Raw genomic sequence first — 14,751 nt, 5'->3', positions numbered from 1 at the left:
AATCACCTAAAATAATCCCGGAATATTTAAACCTCCGGTAAATTTACCCATGGACTCTTCTGTTGCATTGTTAACTTGATTTAACGCGTCATTAACTGCAACCATTAATAAATCTTGTAACATTTCCACATCATCAGGGTCTACAACTTCTTTATCTATGTTTACAGATACAACTTCTCTCTTTCCATTCATCGTAACTTCTACGCTTCCACCACCTGCAGATGCAGTAAACTCAGTTTGTTCAACCTTTTCTTGAGCCTCTTCCATATCCTTTTGCATCTTTTGCATTTGCTTCATCATATTGTTCATGTTTGGCATTCCACCTCTTGGGAATCCACCTCTTTTTGCCATAATAATCCTCCTATATAAAATCTATATTTTCTTTTCCAAAAACATTTTTAAGGGTCTCTATATTTTCTTCTCTTCTTTTCTTTGCCAGGTCTTCGTAGTCCTCTTCAAGGCCAATAAATAGTTCATAGTCCTTGCCCAATGTATTTTTTATTGCATTTTCAACCTTCTCCCTATTATTTATTATCATGCCCATTCTGGTGTCTTTGTTTCTAAACAATATGGAGACTCTCTTGCCGTCAATAAATTTATGGTTTGCTGAGTCCACAAAGCCTGCAAGCATTTTGCCAGGGATATTTTCCAGTAGTTCATCCCAGTTTTCAATTTCTCTATATTTTTTTTCAAGTTCTTGTTTTGGTTCTTCCAAATCTTTAGAACTATCTATGTTTTCTAATTCTTTAGTAGCTTCTTCAAAAGTTTCCTGTGGTTCTGGTTCTGCTTCTGCTTCAGTTTCTAAAGCTTCTTTTTTAACCGGTAATTTTATATCTTCAATAGGTTCTACCGTAGAGCTTTTGCTAACATATACCGGTACATCCTTAAGTTGTTCTATCTTTTTCTCAAGGCTTTCTACTCTTTCCATTAAAAACTTTATCTTTGATGAGTCTTCCTTTGGTTCGTAGTAGTCAATGAGCCTTCCTATAAGAATTTCTCCAAGTATATTTGGGTTTTGAGTGTTTTTTAATTTCACTTCATATTCTAAAAGTATATTTAAAGATTCTACAATCCTATTTGTAGATATCAGTTCACTTTGTGTCTTTAAAAGTTTTTTCGATTCTTCTGTTTCTTCCACAAAGTCATCTAAGCCTTCTTTAATATAAAGTAGGTTTCTAAATTGGTTTTGTATATCTTTAAAAACCCCTGCAACTACTTTGTCATTAGTTATTTCCCTATAAAGTTTTAGACTCTTTTTGTAGTCATTTTCAATAATCTTTTCTACCAGAAAAAAAATCTTTCTTCTGTCTGCTATGCCAAGGTCCACTACAAGGTCGTCTATGGTAATCTCTTTTTTTCCAAGGGATAAAACCTGGTCCAAGTTTGAAAGGGCGTCTCTCATGGCGCCGTCAGCTTCATTTGCCAGCTCCATCAGTGACTCATCGTCTATTTTAACACCAAGGTCACTTGTAATCTTCTTTATATTTTCAATGATATACTTTGAGTCCATCCTGTTGAACTCAAATCGTTGACAACGGGATAGAATGGTTTGAGGAATTTTTTCAATCTCTGTAGTAGCGAGAATAAACACAAGATGTTTTGGTGGCTCTTCCATAATCTTTAGTAAGGCGTTAAAGCCTTCGTTTGTAATCATGTGGGCCTCGTCTATAATATATACCTTGTACTTAAGATTTGCCGGCGGAAAGATTACCTTGTCTCTAAGGTTTCTTATGTCTTCAATACGTCTATTTGACGCCGCGTCCATCTCAACTATGTCAAAACTCTCTTCACTTAAAATCATCTTGCAGTTTTCACATTCATTGCATGGTGATCCATCTTTTGGGTTTAGACAGTTTACCGCCCTTGCCAAGATTTTTGCACAGCTTGTCTTTCCCGTTCCCCTTGTGCCGGAGAAGATATATGCATGGGATATTAAATTGTTTTTAACTTGATTTTTCAAAACCTCCGTAACCTGTTCCTGTCCCAGAACTTCGTCAAAGGTCTTTGGTCTATACTCTCTATAAATCGCCTTTCTCATATTCCCTCCACATAAATACAATTATATCATATGAGGGCAAATAGTTTTTGCAAATAAAAAAGGGATTGCTCCCTTATTTTTTGAAAATATTTTTAAAAAATCCCTTTTTAATTGGCATGGATATTTTAAACTTTCCCTTTAACATTTCAGGAAGTTTCTCCACATACTTCTTAGTAGCTTCTCTATCTCCATAAATCTTATAAAGACTTGCCATAATAAAGTCGTATAAAAACTGCGGCACCACAAGCTCTTCACGATTTATATTTAAAATCTTATCCATATCCTCTTTTGAAATAGAATTTTCTTCATAGGCCCTAATATATATTTTATAAAACTCTATGGTGCTACTATCTTCAAAGGAGCTCATATCCTCTATTTTTTCCTTGGCGTCTTTGAAGTTAAAGTCCCTTTCATTCCAAACTTCCCTTGCTATTAGCTCAGAAACTCTAATAACTTCAGTTGAATAATCAAAGCCATATTCCTTTAGACTGTCATAGTCCGATAAAAAATTTCCCTTTGAAAGCTTTTCAAAGTAGTCGTATCTCTTTTTATAAAATTCATCTTCAACTTCTTCTTTAATGTTTGGGTTTTTGAAATTTAAATTTGGAAGGTTAACAATGTCATCATACTCTTCCTTTGAAACATTTTCGTATGAAGCAATTGGAACTTTTCTTATAATATACTCCACAACTTCCTTTGGAAGTACCTTATATTTTTCTCTAAGATAATTTAATACATCGTCCTTTAGGCTTGGCTCTTCTAAAAGCACATTGAAGTTTAGAGCTTCCTTCCAATTTGACATCTCCCTGGAGTAGTCGCTGCGCCTTTTAATGTCTGAAAACTTAACGGGAATATGCACATAGTCATTTAAAATTCCTTCTTCTCTTAAAAAGTCCACCAGGTTATTTGACAAGTATTCATAAATCCTTGAAATATATCTCTTCTTCGTCTTTGTAAGAGGGTCTTTATCCCTTCCTTCAAGCCATATCTCATAGGCTGTGTCATATTCCTTTGCATTGTAATACAAATAGCCTTCCAAAAAATTTTCTAAATATTTTGGTAAATGGTCCACGCTTACATCTTCAAAATCAATTTCCGTACTCTTTTCCTCCAAGAGTTTTAAATAATTTTCATAAAATTTTGAATTTGGAAACTCCCACCTTTCTAAAAAGGTCTTTAAATGTGAAAAGTCCTCTTCCCTTTCAATGTCCTTTAAAGTCAAGAAGGAGGCCTTTAGTCCAAGCAGATCCCTGTCTTTGTGGTTTAACTTTGCCCCGTGGGAAAATCTAATGTCATATTCATTAAAGTTAAGGGAACCCTTCTTAAGTAAAAAGTATATCTCCATCCTCGTCTTATAAAAATCAAGTTTTTCTTTATTAGACAAGTCTGCTATATCGTAGACTTCAAAGTTTGGAAGTTTTTTTATTTCATTTTTTATATTTCCCTCTTCAAAAATGGGAAAGTTTTCAACAATAAAACTTAAAACATCCAAGGGTATGGCAGAATAATTTGTAACCACAAATTTCTTTAAAGTCTTGTTAATATTGTCCTTTAAAACAGATGAAATCTCTTCATAAAACTCCCTGTACTTCTTCCAGTAGTCATGTGAAGATATGTCATTGAAATCATTTGAAATATTTAGATTCATTATGCTTAAATTTTTTTCTTCACCTGTGTCCTTCATCAAATCACCTGCCCATGTTTTAATTCCTATAATTAATATAACTTAAAAACTTGATAAGTACAATATAAAAAGCCCGTTGTGGTTTTCCACAACAGACTAATCAATAATTCCATTTAAACTCTTTACTCTTTGAAAAAATCAATCTAAATCCAAAGCATCCAATAACAAACCAGATCAAACTTATCGCAAATGCAATCATAAAATCAGTAATATTAGCAGTTCCACTATATATTTCCGTTATTAAATAAGTGCCATATGAAATAGGATTTGTATAAGTAAAGCCCTTTGGGACATCAAAGATACTTCCTGATAAGTATAATAAAATTATACTCAGTATGGTTTCAAAGGAAGCTACTTTAGTATAGACCAATGTAAGTGAGGACATAATTAGAGAAAGCCCTAAAATTCCAAGAAATTCTAAAAGCAAAACAATTATTAATCTAATGTCCAAGTTTAAATTAAATACAAAGAAATTTATTAAAAGTGCCACCATTAAAGTTTTTACTAAGTCTATGATAAACCAAATTATAGACTTTGACATAATGATTTCTAATATAGAATACTGCTTAATCATTATGTTTTGTAAAGTGCCTAATTGTTTCTCTGTTGAAATATTTAAAGAGGCTTCTGTTAAAACTCTACTTGCTAAAGTCCAAGATACATATGCCCAAAAAGAAATATTTTTATTTTCTCCATTTTTCATTATAATAAATAAGATAAAAATATCCAAGACGAAACTAACTATATAGTCGGGATAATAGGATTTTATTTCACATATTGCACGATCTAATTCACATTTTATTATTCTCATCTAATTTCACCTTTACAATCTCATCCAAACTAATTTCATTTTTTTTAATTTCGATAATATTTTTTTCTTCATAGTTTTTTATAAAACTTTCTATCTGTGAATCTTCTCTTTTTGTAATTGTCTTTCCATCTTGAATAAACTTAACATTGTAGCTGTCAGAAATAGAATTGCTATAATCCATTATATTAAAATGTTCAACCTTACCATCATTAAGAAAAAGCAACTCTCCCTCAAGTTTTTCTATTACGTCTATTTGATGAGAAGTTATGAGAATGGATTTGTTTTGTTCAATAGCTAATTTTTTCAAAATTTTAATTATATTATTCGTGCTTTCAAAATCTAAGCCCAAAGTAGGTTCGTCCAATAACAAATAGTCAGGATCAGAAATTAATGCAATTATCAAAGAAAGTTTTTGCTTCATACCTCGTGAATAATCTCCCACTTTTTTATCTAAGTGATTTTCTAATTTAAATTCTTTGATGTAATCTAAATGCTTATCAAATTTCTTAATATTTATTCTGTTTAATCCTGCAAAGTATCTAATATTTTCTTCCCCAGATAGATTGTCATATACATTGACACTGGATTCTAACAGTGCAGATACTTTTTTAAAATAAATAAAATTGCTTAGCTCTTCTATTTCTTCCCCGTCTAAAGTAATAGAACCCCTATCATACTTTAAAAGTTTAAGCATGCAATTTATAATAGTTGACTTCCCTGAACCGTTATTACCTAAAAGAATATGTATTTTCCCCTTTTCCATTTGAAGATTAACACCTTTTAAAATATCATTCTCTCCAAATGATTTATATAGGTCTCGAACTTCTAACATAATATCTCCTTAATTTTTTATATTTTGCTTCTACAAATCACTTTATTTATAAGCATAGGTTTAATATAACTTAAAAACTTAATAAGTACAATATAAAAAGTCTGTTGTGGTTTTCCACAACAGACTTTCCTTTTTCCTTTATTCTATAAATCGTCTTCTATTACTGATGACTTTGAATATGCTGAAACTTTTCCTTCAAAGAAGTCGGTCTTTACGAAGTTTGGATCTGAATATTCGCTTACCCATGTCATTGACTCTGGTTCTTTGTCATGTCCATCATAAATCTTTCCAAGTCCAACAGCTTTACTTCTCAAGTTTCCAAGATATTTCAAATATCCTGACACCATTTCCATAGTTAGTCCTTGGATTGAGTCTCCAATTGCATACTCTGCCCAAGCTATTTCTTCTTCAACGCCCTTCTTAATCATCTCTTTAAAGAAGGCATTGTTTTCTTCTGTAAATATTTCAGGCTCTTCTTTTCTTAGCTCTTGAATTATATTTCTAAACAGCCATAGATGTGAGTTTTCATCTCTATTAATATATCTTATCTCTTGAACTGTTCCTGGCATCTTCCCTATTCTACCAAGGGAGTAGAAGAACATAAATCCTGAATAGAAATAGATCCCTTCAAGTATAAAGTTTGCAAAGCAAGTCTTAACTAAGTTGAATTTAGTTCTATTTTCGTAGAAGTCGTTGTACTCGTCTCCTATAAATTTGTTTCTCGCAAGAAGATGTGGGTCGTCCTTCCATTGATAAAGTATTTCGTCCCTTTCTTCCGGTGAACAAACCGTATCCAAAATATATGAGTAGGATTGTGAGTGTACAGTCTCTTGGTATGTTTGAATGTTCAAGCATAGATTCACTTCGTTTGCAGTTATAAACTCTGAAACATTTGGTAGGTTTGCAGTTTGGATTGAGTCCAGGAACACAAGGAATGAAAGTATCTTGTCATAGGCTCTCTTTTCGTTTTCGTCAAGCTTTCTATAGTCCTTCACGTCTTGGTTTAGGTTTATCTCTTCTGGAATCCAGAAGTTGTTCATTGCCAGGCGGTACCAATCACTAACCCATGGGTACTTGATATTATTAAAGTCGTTTAGGTTGGTGGTGTTACCGTTAATCATTCTTCTCTTTGAAAGTTCTATGTCGCCCTTTTCGTTAAATAGTGCCTTTCTTGTTAATTTATCCATCTAATCCTCCTTAAGATGCACATGAATCACATTCTTCAACTTCAAGTGATTTGTTTCTTACATAGTAAATTGTCTTTACTTCTTCTTCACAAGCTTGTATATAAAGCCTTAAGAGCATGGACATTGTGTACTCGGAAGTTATATAAATATTTACCGACTGAGCCTGGTCTATATGTCTTTGTCTTGCTCCTGCAGAACGTATTACCCACTGTCCGTCAACTTCGTGGGCATTTTCATATAGCCAGAAGTTTTGTGGACTTAAGTCCGGTGCCACCCTTGGAAGGATTTGTCCCTTCTTTTCTTCAAGGAAGTATCTCATCATAACTGGGTCCACAGCTGCAGTTGTGCCAGAGATTATTGATGTTGATCCCGTTGGTGCAACAGCCATCAAATATCCATTTCTCATTCCATTTTCGCCGATATAGTCCCTTAATTCATTCCATCTTTCAGATTTGTAGTTTCTCTTTTCGAAATAGTCTCCACTATCCCAGTCGGAACCTTCAAAGTAAGGGTACGCTCCCTTTTCAGATGCAATTTCTGCAGAGGCCTTTACTGCGTAGTAGTTTATATCTTCATATAACTTGTCTGCCCATTTAATATGCTCTTCACTTGAGAACATTATACCATCTTTAACCATGGCGTGGTGATATCCTGAGGTACCAAGTCCCAGTGAACGGTATTTTTTATTTGTAATTCTTGCATATTCAACTGGATAGTAATTTAAATCTATTACATTGTCTAAAGCTCTAACCACTGTGCTTACAACATCTTCAAGTTCGTTTTTAAGGTCAATATTTCCAAGCACAAGGGAAGCTAAGTTACATACTACAAAGTCTCCTGGTTTTGTTCTTTCAACCACAATCTCTTCTCCGTCAACTTCAATTACTTCCGTTGAAACGGATTTTATTTCAGATGTGTTTTGGCAAATTTCCGTACAAAGATTTGATGAATATATCATGCCCTTGTGAGGATTTGGATTGTATTTATTAACCGCGTCTCTGTTAAACACAAAAGGCGTTCCAGTTTCAATAACTGATTTTAGTATTAGCCTTACCATGTCCTTTACAGTCATTACACGCTTTTCAAGACGAGGTTCCTTTATACATTCGTGATACTTTCTCACCCACTCGTCGCCGTAATAGTCTTCAAGGCTATATCCCATTATGGTCTTAACTTCGTGAGGACAGAACATATACCAATTTGCGTTTATGTCGTCACGGGCAAGTTCCCAGAAGTAATTCGGATAGCAAACTGCAGGGAAGATATCGTGGGCCTTCATTCTGTCGTCACCATTATTTGTCTTTAATTGTAAGAACTCTGGCATGTCCCTGTGCCATACGTCAAGGTAAACTGCACATGCACCCTGTCTTACACCAAGCTGATCCACTGCAACAGCCGTATCATTTGCAAGCTTAATCCATCTGATTACACCGCCGGCAACTCCTTTAAAGCCTCTAATGTCGGAGCCAACAGCTCTAACCTTACCAAAGTAAAGTCCCATTCCTCCACCATGTTTTGAAACCTGTGAGAAGTTTGTAATTGAACGGTATATTCCATCAAGAGAGTCGTCCACAGTGTCTATAAAGCAGGATGAAAGTTGATGGAATGGCTTCCTCGCATTTGACATTGTCGGCGTTGCCATAGTAACTTGAAGTTTTGATAAAATATCATAAAACTTCTTTGCATAAAATATTTTTTCCTTTTCAAGCATTGCAAGGTGCATGGAAATTCCCATAAACATCTCCTGAATCTTTTCAAGGATTACCCCATCGCCAGTCTTAATTAAATATCTTGACTTCAAAAGGTCAAGGCCAGAGAAGTTAAATCTATAATTTCTTGAAAAGTCCATATAGCTTTCAAGTTCGTCAATGTCTTCCTTAGTATAATTTTCTAAAATATATTTTCCATATAGACCTTCCTTTGTAAGGTAGTCTATCTTTTCATAGAAGGAATTAATTCCCCTCTTCTCTTCTTCAACTTTTATATTTAATTCGATGCTGTGGGCTAAAAATCTTGCAGAAATATATTCCCACTTTGGCGCTTCCTTTGAAGTTAGTTCTGAAGAAGCCTTTACAAGTACATCAAGCAGTTGTTGCTTTGACATATCCCTTGTTAAGAAGGAAGAGAACTTGTTAAATAAAAACTGTAGGTCGTACACATCTTCCTTAAAGTCCTGTTGTACGCCTTTCATAATATCTAATACATCTTCGTCAAAGTACTCTGCAAAGTCTTCCAAAGTCTTTCTCAATCTATGGTGGCTTGCTCTATAAAGAATGTAGGACTTTACAACCTCTATATATTTATTTTCAATCAAGACAATCTCTACAAGATCTTGAATTTCTTCCACAGTTACCACATGATTTTTTGAAAAGTTTGAATTAATCTTGTCGCAAACCTGGTTTGCCATCTTTTCAAGCTCTTCTCTTTCAACTGGCTTTGACACGGATATAAATGCTTTGTTCATGGCAACAACTATCTTTTCAACGTCAAAGTCAACAATTGCTCCGCTTCTCTTTTTTATTTTCACAATTTCCCTCCTACTACATATTGTATAGTTCTAAAAGTCATAATTAAAGTATACCCAATATATAGGACTTAGACAAATTTATTTTAATTAATTTTGAAAGCCTTCCCAAAGGCTAAATAAAGTATTTTTCCCCTACTTATGATATATTAATAAGTAGAAAACTTAATAATTTTTTAAGAAAAGAGGGGGAATTATGGAAAAAAGAGTTTTAGGAAGAACTGGATTTGAAGTTTCAATCGTTGGCCTTGGAGGCATACCAATACAAAATGTTTCAAAGGAAGAATCAACTATACTTTTAGAAAAATGTTTAGACATGGGAATAAACTTTATTGACACAGCCAGGGGCTACAACGACAGTGAAACCCGTATTGGAGAAGCACTGGAAGTTGTGGGAAGGGATAAGTTTTATCTTGCAACCAAGTCCATGGCAAGAACTTCAGAAGGGGTTTTAGGAGAACTTGCCACCAGCATGAACAATTTAAAAGTTGATTACATAGATCTATTTCAGTTTCACAATGTGAGCAAGAAAAAGGACATGGATATATTACTTGGCAAAGGTGGAGCCTTGGAAGCGATAAAGGAAATGAAGGAAAAGGGCATCGTAAAAGAAATTGGAATCACAAGTCATAATGTGGACATCCTTAGAGAACTTTTAGAAACCGACGAATTTGCAACCATCCAATTCCCATATAACTTTGTGGAAACACAGGGAGAGGAGTTATTTAAAAGGGCAAAGGAAAAAAATATTGGCGTACTAATAATGAAACCCCTTGCAGGAGGTGCCATCCCAATGGGCAAAGAGTGTTTGAAATTCGTTTTGAACAACGAAAATGTAACTTGCGCCATCCCTGGAATGGACACCATAGAACAAATAGAAGAAAACTGTTCCGTGGGAAATAATTTAGAACCACTAACAGAAGAAGAGATTGCAAAACTGGATTCATTTACAAATGGTCTTGGAAAAAACTTCTGTAGAAGATGTGGCTACTGCGCCCCATGTTCCGTTGGAATCGACATCCCGACAAACTTTTTAATGGAAGGCTACTACACAAGGTACGACCTAAAGGACTGGGCAAAGTCTCGCTACAACGGTTTTGAAAAGAAAGCCAGTGACTGTATAAAATGTGGAATCTGTGAAAAGAGATGTCCATACGATCTGCCGATTATAGAAATGCTTGAAAATGTGGCGACGATTTTAGGATAGAATAAAATAAGGTAGTGATTTAAATGTCACTACCTTTTTATTTATACAATTTCTTCTACCTTACCCATACCATCTTCCAGTTTCAAGATTTTATTTGCTAATTTCAATGGATATTCCCTGTGGGTTATTAGAATAATTATTTTGTCTTTTGCCTTTAACTTTTCTATATTTTCTACAATTTCCCTCTCACTTTCAAGGTCTAATGAAGAAGTAAATTCATCAAGGAAAATCAAGTTTGCATCTTTAAATAAAACCCTCGCCAAGGCTATTCTCTGTTTTTCACCACCAGAGAGATTCTTTCCCCTTCCCAGTATCTTAGCTCCAAGACCTCCCTTGCTTTCAATTATATTTATTAAATTGGATCTTGGAATTATATTTTCTAAGTTTGGATTAATAGAGTCAAATGCAATATTATTTTCAATTGTCCCAGAAAAGATAAAAGGTTCTTGCTCAAGCACAGCTACTTGATCGTAAAATGCAGACTTGTCTATATCTTTTAGTTCAACGCCATTCACTTTTATATTTCCATGATAATTTTCCCAAATCTTTAAAAGTATTTCCACAAAGGTTGACTTGCCCGATCCAGAAGGGCCAACTACAGCAAGCACATCTCCTTTATTTAAATCTATATTTATGTCATTTAAAATTGTTTTTTCATCATTATAGGAAAAATTCAAATCTCTTATGTTAATACTTTCTATCTTGTCTATCTTTTCCCCTTCAAAACTATTTTCTTCAGTTTCTAAAAAATCTAAAATTCTGTCACTCATGCCCAAAGAAACATTTATTAAAGTATACCAGTCTACAAGATTAGACATTGGTTCATACAAAAATCCCAAGTAGGTATAAAAGGCAAATAGATAACCTATTTCAAGCTCACCCCTGCTTACAAGAATAACACCATAGAGTAACACCAATATTGGTAAGAGGTTTTTCACAATCATATTCACTCCATAGGACAGAGCTGTGTATAATTTTATTTTCTTTTCCGTTGAAGTGTATTTTGAAATATCCTCTGAGAATTTATTTCTGAAGTACTCCTCTTTTTTATTTATTTTAATATCAAAAATTCCGTCAAGATACTCTTTAATCATATCGGAGAGTTCAGAAAACTGTCTTCTTTCGGTCTTTGACTTCTCTCTAATACCCTTGTCTATAAAATGAAACAGTACAATAAATATTGGAACCACAAAAAGTGGAATCAAAGTCAGCTTTGCATTCATATAGAACATGAACCCAAACACAACTAAGAGGTTTAAAACATTTAATATTAAAACAGGAAAACCAACACTTATATCATTTGCTATCATCGAAGCGTCCATTAGAATTCTTGTGGAAAAATCCTCTTGCTTTCCTCTATAGTATGATATGTCTTTTCCTAAAGCTGCTTTTAAAGTCAAACTTCTAAAGTAATTTATGTACTCCACAGCATACATATGCCAATTATAATACTGAAGGGATTCCAATATGGCAGCTACTATCGAAACGATTCCAGCTTTAATACCAAAACCGATTATTTCATCCAGTTTGACACCAGAATTTATCATATTCACAAGTTTACCTATCAAAAAGGGAAGAAAGCATCCAGCAATCATAGCAATGGAGCTTAGGATAATAATAAATGTTCGTCTTTTTTTGTAAGGACCTATGTAGCCCAAAATCTTGAAATATTTTTTAAACAACTTTTTCTCCTCTTCAAACTAATCAAAAATATTTTTTTAATATTTAAAACATCTATATAACTTCCTTATATTTTAACATTTATCATATTTCTTGGCAAAATTTCACTATTTTTCTTCCAATCTTCATTAATGCACTTTATTTTATTCTCATTATTATATATTATATAAGCAGGAGGAGTATATGGACTACGAAAAATATTTAAATCAACTTTCAAAGGAATATCCTACAGTGGAAGACACCATAAGTGAAATTGTAAGGCTAAAGGCTCTTTCTGTACTTCCAAAAGAGACCGAGTACTTCTTTTCCGATTTGCATGGTGAGTACACTTCTTTTACAAGAATATTAAAGTCTTCTTCTGGAAACTTAAGACAAAAGATTTCTCAAAGGTTTAAGTACCAAATGGCTGAAGAAGAGATGAACGAACTGGCAAACCTTATTTATGAGCCGGAAAACTTTATAACTTTAAAGATAAAGTCGGGAAAGTTTACAAACGATTGGATTAGGGCCACCATTGTAAGGCTTTTAGACCTTTTAAAGATGGTTACTTCAAAGTACTCAAGGACCAAGGTTCGTGGTAAGATGCCTGCAGTTTATAAGGATTTAATTGACGAGATGCTCCACATTGACTATGTGGAACTGAACAAGCAAGAGTATTTTGATACCATCGTGGACACTATAATAGAAATAAATGCGTCAAGGGAGATTATCATAACCCTTTGTCACATCATTCAAGACACTTCTGTAGATACTCTACACATTGTCGGAGACATCTACGACAGGGGACCACGTCCCGATATTATTATGGATGTGTTGATGGAACATAAAAATGTGGATATCCAATGGGGTAACCACGATATTATCTGGATGGGAGCTGCTCTTGGGTCAAGGCCACTGGTTGCCTGTGTAGTTAGAATTGCCCTGGGCTATAATAACTTTGACTCCCTTGAAGATGGATATGGTATAAACCTAAGACCTCTATACTCTTTTGCAATGGAAACTTATAGAGAAGATCCTTGTGAAGTGTTTATGCCAAAGATTGTAGATGAAAACAAGTTCTATTCCGTTAATAAATATGCCACTGCAAAGATGCACAAGGCAATTTCCATAATTCAGTTTAAGCTGGAAGGACAAGCCATTGACAGAAACCCTGAGTTTGGTATGGAAGGAAGAAAAACTTTTAACTTTGTAGACTTTGAAAAGGGAATTTACAAGGCTGAAGACGGCAAGGAATATCCAATGACGGATAAAAACTTTCCAACAGTTGACCCTAAGAACCCTTACGAATTAACTGAAGGGGAAATGGAAGTTATTGAAGCTTTAAACACATCCTTTAGACATAGTTTTAAGATGCAGGAGCATTTGAAATTTTTATTAGACAAGGGCTCTGTATATAAGGTGACAAATAAAAACCTTCTTTATCATGGATGCGTTCCAATGAATGAAGATGGATCCTTTAGAGTTTTAAAATATGACAATGAATACTTCTCAGGAAAGAGTTTAATGGACTTCTTCGATAAAAAAGCAAGGGAAGCTTCATATATACCACGTTCCTACTACTCCAAAGAGAGAGAAAAGGTATTGGATTTGTATTGGTATATGTGGTGTGGACCAATTTCTCCACTATTTGGAAAGCATAAGATGTCTACATTTGAAAACTTCTTTATTGGTAGAAAGCTTCCTATTAGTAAGGAGATATCAGACCCATACTTCCGACTAAGCAAAGAAGAAGACCATGTTGATAGAATATTACACGAATTTGATTTAAATCCAGAATGTGGTCACATTATAAATGGACATATACCTGTTAAGTACAAGGACGGACAAAAACCAATCTCTGCAAATGGAAAGATGTATGTAATAGACGGTGGTATCTCAAAGGCCTACCAACCTACTACGGGCATTGCAGGCTACACCCTAATCTATAACTCACATTACCTTGCCCTTGCAGAACATAGCAACTATGAAGTTATGCAGTCGGTTCACGGCGCCTACACACCAAAGTTATACATCACCGAGAGATTTCCTCAAAGACTTTTGGTAAAGGATACGGACAAGGGGCCAATTATGGAAGAAAAGATAAATGACCTAACAAATCTACTGGATGCATATAAACAAGGTACAATAAAGGAAAATAGATAAAAAACAAGCACTTGGTCCAAACTAAGTGCTTGTTTTAAATTCGCTAACTCAAATCTCGTATGTTATGGTCTACCAACATTTAAAATACTTTATAAGTCTATTTTGGTAACTCACTATACAGACCATTTATTAAGCCAAAAGCATTTTCCGAATAATTTTCTAAGAAAATTTTTACTTCATTTTTTTCGAATTCATCCATATTTTTATAATCATCAATTAAAATTTTAGTAATATTTTCAATTATATCTCTATTATTTTCTTCAAAAATATCAGAAAAATCAATACTAATATTTTTGTTTTCTAAATAGTTTTTAATAAAGGTTAAATTTAGAATATTTTTCATTTCTTTTTCTATGACTTTCGTGTATTCATCAATTAATATTTCACCTTGGTTTGAATTTATATGAAGTTCCCCTCTCTTTGACTTCTCATAAACAATTACCTTATTTAAAGAATCTAATTCTTCATTTTTAAACAATTGCTTTTTATCTTTAATTTCCAAACTATCATAATCTTTTTCTATCAATTCTCTTATAATTGGATCCATATTTTCTGAATTATTTTCTTTAGCGATCCCTTTGAATGCTACAAAGGATAATATTAAAATCATCAAACAAATTGAAATTTTTTTTATAATATTTTTCAT

Annotated in this window: 11 protein-coding genes; 2 read left to right on the top strand and 9 right to left on the bottom strand. The window is 33.7% G+C overall.

The genetic code is table 11. The annotated features are described in order from the left end of the window. Window positions 1-6: 6 nt before the first annotated feature. From BN2746_RS04895 to BN2746_RS04865, 7 genes are all read right to left on the bottom strand, one after another. Window positions 7-351, bottom strand: coding sequence for a YbaB/EbfC family nucleoid-associated protein (locus BN2746_RS04895; protein WP_055078718.1), 345 nt, complete (start codon window positions 349-351; stop codon window positions 7-9). Between the two features lie 10 nt (window positions 352-361). Continuing rightward, window positions 362-2,038, bottom strand: a complete 1,677-nt coding sequence (dnaX, locus tag BN2746_RS04890; protein WP_055078717.1) for a DNA polymerase III subunit gamma/tau — start codon at window positions 2,036-2,038, stop codon at window positions 362-364. 73 nt (window positions 2,039-2,111) lie between these two features. After that, on the bottom strand, window positions 2,112-3,722 hold the full coding sequence (locus tag BN2746_RS04885; protein ID WP_055078716.1) for a hypothetical protein: 1,611 nt from the start codon (window positions 3,720-3,722) through the stop codon (window positions 2,112-2,114). 100 nt (window positions 3,723-3,822) lie between these two features. Then, window positions 3,823-4,533 carry a hypothetical protein gene (locus BN2746_RS04880; protein WP_055078715.1) on the bottom strand — a complete coding sequence of 237 codons (711 nt, stop codon included), beginning with the start codon at window positions 4,531-4,533 and terminating at the stop codon, window positions 3,823-3,825. Continuing rightward, window positions 4,514-5,365 carry an ABC transporter ATP-binding protein gene (locus BN2746_RS04875; RefSeq protein WP_055078714.1) on the bottom strand — a complete coding sequence of 284 codons (852 nt, stop codon included), beginning with the start codon at window positions 5,363-5,365 and terminating at the stop codon, window positions 4,514-4,516. The genes BN2746_RS04880 and BN2746_RS04875 overlap by 20 nt, the downstream gene beginning before the upstream one ends. A 143-nt stretch (window positions 5,366-5,508) precedes the next feature. Next, on the bottom strand, window positions 5,509-6,552 hold the full coding sequence (locus BN2746_RS04870) for a ribonucleotide-diphosphate reductase subunit beta (RefSeq protein ID WP_055078713.1): 1,044 nt from the start codon (window positions 6,550-6,552) through the stop codon (window positions 5,509-5,511). Between the two features lie 10 nt (window positions 6,553-6,562). Beyond that, entirely contained in the window at window positions 6,563-9,079 is a 2,517-nt protein-coding gene (locus tag BN2746_RS04865) for a ribonucleoside-diphosphate reductase subunit alpha (RefSeq protein ID WP_055078712.1), read from the bottom strand. 193 nt (window positions 9,080-9,272) lie between these two features. Between BN2746_RS04865 and BN2746_RS04860 the strand changes: the two genes are divergently transcribed. Then, window positions 9,273-10,283 (top strand): aldo/keto reductase, encoded by a 1,011-nt coding sequence (locus BN2746_RS04860; RefSeq protein WP_055078711.1) that lies wholly within the window; start codon window positions 9,273-9,275, stop codon window positions 10,281-10,283. A gap of 41 nt (window positions 10,284-10,324) precedes the next feature. Here the strand turns inward: BN2746_RS04860 and BN2746_RS04855 are convergent, their stop codons facing one another. Beyond that, a complete protein-coding gene (locus BN2746_RS04855) occupies window positions 10,325-11,965 on the bottom strand; it encodes an ABC transporter ATP-binding protein (protein WP_055078710.1) in 1,641 nt (546 codons plus the stop codon). Between the two features lie 181 nt (window positions 11,966-12,146). On the opposite strand from BN2746_RS04855, the gene BN2746_RS04850 reads away from it, so the two are divergent. Then, complete coding sequence (locus tag BN2746_RS04850) at window positions 12,147-14,105, top strand: fructose-bisphosphatase class III (protein ID WP_055078709.1); 1,959 nt, start codon at window positions 12,147-12,149, stop codon at window positions 14,103-14,105. A gap of 97 nt (window positions 14,106-14,202) precedes the next feature. On the opposite strand, the gene BN2746_RS04845 is transcribed toward BN2746_RS04850, so the two are convergent. Next, the gene (locus BN2746_RS04845) at window positions 14,203-14,751 is read right to left on the bottom strand and encodes a hypothetical protein (RefSeq protein ID WP_055078708.1); all 549 of its coding nucleotides are present in this window, start codon (window positions 14,749-14,751) and stop codon (window positions 14,203-14,205) included.

Source organism: Lagierella massiliensis, assembly GCF_001407835.1.
In the GTDB taxonomy this organism is placed as follows: Bacteria; Bacillota; Clostridia; order Tissierellales; family Peptoniphilaceae; genus Mediannikoviicoccus; species Mediannikoviicoccus massiliensis.
The sequence above is the reverse complement of the archived record's forward strand: the minus strand, read 5'-3'. Positions and strand labels throughout refer to the sequence as shown.

Bases quoted from the DNA above. Each gene is read 5' to 3' on its own strand.
- BN2746_RS04870 (WP_055078713.1), bottom strand. From the start codon at position 6,552: ATGGATAAATTAACAAGAAAGGCACTATTTAACGAAAAGGGCGACATA.
- BN2746_RS04850 (WP_055078709.1), top strand. From the start codon at position 12,147: ATGGACTACGAAAAATATTTAAATCAACTTTCAAAGGAATATCCTACA.
- BN2746_RS04860 (WP_055078711.1), top strand. From the start codon at position 9,273: ATGGAAAAAAGAGTTTTAGGAAGAACTGGATTTGAAGTTTCAATCGTT.
- BN2746_RS04845 (WP_055078708.1), bottom strand. From the start codon at position 14,751: ATGAAAAATATTATAAAAAAAATTTCAATTTGTTTGATGATTTTAATA.
- dnaX (WP_055078717.1), bottom strand. From the start codon at position 2,038: ATGAGAAAGGCGATTTATAGAGAGTATAGACCAAAGACCTTTGACGAA.
- BN2746_RS04885 (WP_055078716.1), bottom strand. From the start codon at position 3,722: ATGAAGGACACAGGTGAAGAAAAAAATTTAAGCATAATGAATCTAAAT.
- BN2746_RS04875 (WP_055078714.1), bottom strand. From the start codon at position 5,365: ATGTTAGAAGTTCGAGACCTATATAAATCATTTGGAGAGAATGATATT.
- BN2746_RS04880 (WP_055078715.1), bottom strand. From the start codon at position 4,533: ATGAGAATAATAAAATGTGAATTAGATCGTGCAATATGTGAAATAAAA.
- BN2746_RS04895 (WP_055078718.1), bottom strand. From the start codon at position 351: ATGGCAAAAAGAGGTGGATTCCCAAGAGGTGGAATGCCAAACATGAAC.